Annotated in this window: 6 protein-coding genes; 3 read left to right on the top strand and 3 right to left on the bottom strand. The window is 66.6% G+C overall.

Features of this window, described 5'->3' with window-relative positions; translation table 11 throughout:
- From ubiB to ubiE, 3 genes are all read right to left on the bottom strand, one after another.
- The coding region (gene ubiB, locus N878_RS13145) for a ubiquinone biosynthesis regulatory protein kinase UbiB (protein WP_021444115.1) at window positions 1-1482 on the bottom strand (1482 nt) is incomplete at its 3' end.
- The gene (locus N878_RS13140) at window positions 1479-2096 is read right to left on the bottom strand and encodes an SCP2 domain-containing protein (RefSeq protein ID WP_021444114.1); all 618 of its coding nucleotides are present in this window, start codon (window positions 2094-2096) and stop codon (window positions 1479-1481) included. The genes N878_RS13140 and ubiB, both read right to left, overlap by 4 nt.
- Window positions 2096-2866: a bifunctional demethylmenaquinone methyltransferase/2-methoxy-6-polyprenyl-1,4-benzoquinol methylase UbiE gene (gene ubiE, locus N878_RS13135; RefSeq protein WP_021444113.1), complete on the bottom strand. Its 771-nt coding sequence runs from the start codon at window positions 2864-2866 to the stop codon at window positions 2096-2098. Before ubiE ends, N878_RS13140 begins: the two co-directional genes overlap by 1 nt.
- 158 nt (window positions 2867-3024) lie before the next feature.
- Between ubiE and N878_RS13130 the strand changes: the two genes are divergently transcribed.
- The 3 genes from N878_RS13130 to N878_RS13120 form a co-directional block, all read left to right on the top strand.
- Window positions 3025-3300: a polyhydroxyalkanoic acid system family protein gene (locus tag N878_RS13130; protein WP_021444112.1), complete on the top strand. Its 276-nt coding sequence runs from the start codon at window positions 3025-3027 to the stop codon at window positions 3298-3300.
- A 238-nt stretch (window positions 3301-3538) separates the two neighbouring features.
- Window positions 3539-3985: a phasin family protein gene (locus tag N878_RS13125; RefSeq protein WP_021444111.1), complete on the top strand. Its 447-nt coding sequence runs from the start codon at window positions 3539-3541 to the stop codon at window positions 3983-3985.
- 10 nt (window positions 3986-3995) lie between these two features.
- The coding region (locus N878_RS13120) for a phasin family protein (RefSeq protein WP_021444110.1) at window positions 3996-4684 on the top strand (689 nt) is incomplete at its 3' end.

The following is a 4684-nucleotide window of genomic DNA, read 5'->3' as shown; positions in this document are numbered from 1 at the left end:
CGCCGCGCCGAGCAGGCGCAGCGGCCACTGCCCGTTGGTCGGTTGTGCTGCCTGCGGCGCCGGCTGTTGCAGGCGCTCCAGGGCGTCGCGGGCGATCTGCGACAGGTGCGGCACCTGCTCGGCCTGCTGCTGCAGGTTGCGCAGCAGGTGCAGCGGACTGACCCGCTCGCGCATCCAGCGTTCGAGGAAGGGCTGCGCGGTGCTCCACAGGTCCAGGTCCGGGTACAGCTGGCGACCCAGGCCCTCGATGTTCAGCAGGGTCTTCTGCAGCAGCACCAGCTGCGGCTGCACTTCCATGTTGAAGCGCCGCGCGGTCTGGAACAGGCGCAGCAGCAGCTGGCCGAAGGAAATTTCCTTCAGCGGCCTCTCGAAGATCGGCTCGCACACGGTGCGGATCGCCGCCTCGAATTCGTTGACCTTGGTATCGGCCGGCACCCAGCCGGAATCGATGTGCAGCTGCGCCACCTTACGGTAGTCGCGCTTGAAGAAGGCGATCAGGTTGCGCGCCAGGTAGTCCTGGTCCTCGTCGGTGAGGCTGCCGATGATGCCGCAGTCGATGGCGATGTACTGCGGACTCCAGGGCGTGCGGGTGCTGACGAAGATGTTGCCGGGGTGCATGTCGGCGTGGAAGAAGCTGTCGCGAAACACCTGGGTGAAGAAGATTTCCACGCCGCGCTCGGCCAAGAGCTTCATGTCGGTGCGCTGGTCGGCCAGGGTCGCCAGGTCGGTCACCGGGATGCCGTAGATGCGCTCCATCACCAGCACCTGCGGGCGGCACAGGTCCCAGTACACCTGTGGCACGTAGAGCAGCGGCGAGCCGTCGAAGTTGCGCTTGAGCTGGCTGGCATTGGCCGCTTCGCGCAGCAGGTCGAGCTCGTCGTAGATGGTCTTCTCGTAGTCGCCGACCACTTCTACCGGGCGCAGGCGGCGGGCGTCGGCCGAGGCCTGCTCGGCGATGCGGGCGAGCAGGAACAGCCAGGCCAGGTCCTGGCGGATCACCGGCCTTAAGCCCGGGCGGATCACCTTGACCACCACCTCTTCACCGCTTTTCAGCTGCGCGGCGTGCACCTGGGCCACCGAGGCGGAGGCCAGCGGCTGGCTATCGAAGCGGGCGAACAGCTCGCCCACCGGCGCGCCGAGCTGGCCTTCGATCAGGGCGATGGCCTGGGCTTCGGGGAAGGGCGGCACCTGATCCTGCAGGCGCGCCAGCTCGTCGGCGATGTCCGGCGGCAGCAGGTCGCGGCGGGTGGAGAGCAGCTGGCCGAACTTGATAAAGATCGGCCCCAAATCTTCCAGAGCCAGGCGCAGACGCGCGCCGCGCGACAGTTGCAGCGGCTTGCGCGGCAGCCAGCGCCAGGGCAGCAGCCAGCCCAGGGCGCGCAGCCACACCGGCAGCGGCAGTGCCAGCAGCAGCTCGTCCAGCTGGTAGCGGACGATCACGCGCTGGATGCGCAGCAGGCGGCGAACGGCGAGTAGTTTCATGCGTCGGGCTTGGGTCGTGAGGCGAGGCGCTCGATGCGCGCCTCGAGGCGGTCGAGGGCGAGCTTGAGCTGGTCCAGTTCGGCGAAGCGCACCTCGGCCTCGCGCTGGCCGACCAGGCTGCGCGATTCTTCGGCGAGGTAGTCGGCCAGGTCCTGCTTGAGGCTGGCGGCGCCATTCGCCGCGAGGTTCACCCGGCTGCGCAGATGGCCGGCAAGCAGGGGGCTGGCGACTGGGCCTAGCCAGCGCGACAGTTCGTATTCCCAGTCCAGCTCCAGGTCCTGGAGGATGCCGGCCAGCTCCAGCAGCACCGCGCTGTCGCCGTCCAGCGACACTTCTGGGCGGTGCAGCACGGCGGTCTTGTCGCGGCTCAGCGCCAGGCGCGCCAGGCTGGCAGCGGGGGCGGTGAGGCTGCAGTCGGCGGGCGCCTGCCATTGCCCCGCCAGCTGCAGGCCGTCGCCGCTGGGCAGGATGAACAGCTCCAGCGCCGGGCTCTGGCAGTGCACAGCGATCACCTTGCCGGCCAGCTTGTGCAGGCGCGGCAGGGCGGTGCCGTCCAGGCGCAGGACGCGATTGAGGCCCGCCTCGACGCCGGCCAGCAGCCCGCTCAGCAGCATCAGGGCTTGATGCCGCGGTGCAGGGCGACGATGCCGCCGGTCATGTTGTGGTAGGTGACGCGCTCGAAGCCGGCCTCGACCATCATCGCCTTGAGGGTCTCCTGATCCGGGTGCATGCGGATCGACTCGGCGAGGTAGCGGTAGCTGTCGGCGTCGTTGCTGATCAGCTTGCCGGCCAGCGGCATGAAACTGAACGAGTAGGTGTCGTAGGCCTTGGCCAGCAGCGGGTTGCCCGGCTTGGAGAACTCCAGCACCAGCAGGCGCCCGCCGGGCTTGAGCACGCGCAGCATGGAGCGCAGGGCGTCTTCCTTGTGCGTCACGTTGCGCAGGCCGAAGGCGATGCTGACCACGTCGAAGTGGTTGTCGGGAAACGGCAGCTTCTCGGCATCGGCCTGGACGAACACCACGTTGCCGGCGACGCCCTTGTCCAGCAGGCGGTCGCGGCCGACCTTGAGCATGGAGTCGTTAATGTCGGCCAGCACCACCTGGCCGCTCGGGCCGACCAGGCTGGAAAACTTGCGGGTCAGATCGCCGGTGCCGCCGGCGATATCCAGCACGCGGTTGCCCGCGCGCACGCCGGACAGCTCGATGGTGAAGCGCTTCCACAGGCGATGCAGGCCGCCGGACAGCACGTCGTTCATCAGGTCGTACTTGGCCGCCACCGAGTGGAACACCTCGGCCACTTTTTCCGCCTTCTGGCTTTCCGGCACGTCCTGGAAACCGAAGTGGGTGGTGGGTTCCTGCTCCTGGGCCTTGCGTGGATCGCTCATATCGCTCTACCGGCTAAAGATCGCCGCTCATTCTAAAGGCGCCCGGCGCCTTTGTCTTGCCCGGGTGCCCGGCCGCGCGGCGGGCTGGTAGAGTGATGTGACCCCATGCCGCAGGCCACGGCCGCCGCGGCGCCCGGCAGTCAGTTCAAGGAGTTGCCATGTCCCGTATTCGCGTCGAACGTCCCCACCAGCTCGGCCGCGCCGCTGCGCGCGAGAAGGCCGAGCAACTGGCCGAGCGCCTGGCCCGAGAGTACGACGTGCGCTATCGCTGGAATGGCGACACCCTGGAGTTCAAGCGCAGCGGCGCCGACGGCAGCATCGAGGTGGGCGAGGATCGGGTGTGCGTCGAGCTCAAGCTGGGCCTGCTGCTGTCGGCCATGGGCGGCAGCATCAAGCGCGAGATCGAGCAGGTGCTGGACAAGTCGTTGGCGTAGGTTGGCGCTAAGCGCAGCGAAGCCCAACAGGGAGCACGCAGTGCTCCGCCCGATGATCTCGGCGCCTGGCGCGCCGCCGCCCGGCTGCAATCCGGGGGCTCCACCATGGTGGAGCGGTGACGCGCGACCCACCCTGCCGCGCGCCTAGTATGCGATTTCTAATTTTTCTCCCTAGGGTGTACCCAAGCCTGCATTCCGTGGGCGTTTCCGCTAACTGTCAAAGCGCGTGAGGTGCACCATGTCGAAAGTTGCCGTGAAGAAGAAAGTCGAAGCCGTGGCCGAGGACAAAGCCGGTCTGCTCGATGACGTCAAGGGCTATGCCCGCAAGATCTACCTGGCGGGCCTGGGTGCCTACGCCAAGGCCGGTGCCGAGGGTGTCGAGTACTTCAAGGAGCTGGTCAAGAGCGGCGAGAGCCTCGAGAGCAAGGGCAAGCAGCTGGTCGACGAACAGGTCGAAGCCGCCAACAGCCAGATCGAATCGGTAAAGAAAACCGTCAACTCCAACGTCACCAGCGTCAAGGGCAAGGTCGAAGTGCAGCTCGACAAGATCGAGAAGGCCTTCGACACCCGTGTCGCCGCCGCCCTGAACCGTATCGGCATTCCCTCCAAGCAGGATGTTGAGGCACTCTCTGCTAAGCTGGATGAGCTGAGCGCGTTGCTCGAGCACGTCGCGCGTACCAAATAAGGAGATCAGGATGGCTGTTAAGAAGAAAACCGAGAAACAGACCAGCTCCTGGATCGGCGAGGTCGAGAAATACTCGCGCCAGATCTGGTTGGCAGGCTTGGGCGCTTACTCCAAGGTCAGCAAGGACGGCACCAAGCTGTTCGATACCCTGGTCAAGGACGGCGAGAAGGCCGAGAAACTGGCCAAGAGCGAAGTCGACAAGCAGGTCGATGCGGTGAAAGCCGGCGTCGGCTCCAAGGTCGGTTCCGCCAAGTCCAAGGTCGATGAGGTCAAGGACAAGGCGATCGGCAAGTGGAGCGAGCTGGAAGAGGCTTTCGACAAGCGTCTGAACAATGCCATCTCGCGGCTGGGCGTGCCCAGCCGCAACGAGGTCAAGGCATTGAACGACAAGGTCGACAGTCTGACCAAGCAGCTGGAGAAGATCGCTGGCGTGTCGGCCAAGTCGGTGGCCAAGCCGGCGGCGAAAGCGGCTGCCAAGCCGGCACCGAAAGCCGCGGCGAAACCGGCCGCCAAGCCGGTGGCCAAGGCTGCCGCCAAGCCGGCTGCAAAACCTGCGGCCAAACCGGTAGCGGCCAAGCCTGCGGCCGCCGCCAAGCCGGTCGCCAAGCCCGCTGCCAAACCTGCAGCCAAGGCCGCGGCGAAACCTGCTGCCAAGCCGGCGGCGAAACCGGCAGCGGCGAAGAAGCCGGCGGCGAAGAA

It is taken from the genome of Pseudomonas sp. EGD-AK9 (assembly GCF_000465935.2).
Taxonomy (GTDB): Bacteria; Pseudomonadota; Gammaproteobacteria; order Pseudomonadales; family Pseudomonadaceae; genus Aquipseudomonas.
The sequence above is the reverse complement of the archived record's forward strand: the minus strand, read 5'-3'. Positions and strand labels throughout refer to the sequence as shown.